A 230-nucleotide genomic window follows, 5' to 3' on the forward strand; every position below is an offset into this window, starting at 1 on the left:
CAGCAAGGATCTGCATGCCAATTAATTCTTCTTTTTGGTATAAAGAGGTTATCTGTGCAGATGATTTTTTTATGCCTAAATCTCCAAAATCTATTTCTAACTGATAAGAAGGGTTTCTGGCTTTTTCAAAATCAGTTACTGAAACAATAGTTCCGCATCTGATATCAATTTTTTCAAAATCTGCCCATGAGATTTCAGGTTTTACTGTCATGATGCTGTCTCTTATACAC

The 230-nt window shown here is 33.9% G+C and carries 1 pseudogene; it reads right to left on the bottom strand.

The window, feature by feature from the left end:
• A pseudogene (locus ACPYOJ_RS37180) lies at positions 1-226 on the bottom strand (tRNA-binding protein); the annotation flags it as partial.
• Positions 227-230 lie beyond the last annotated feature (4 nt).

The organism is Rhizobium sp. SVR5-9E, from assembly GCF_056755095.1.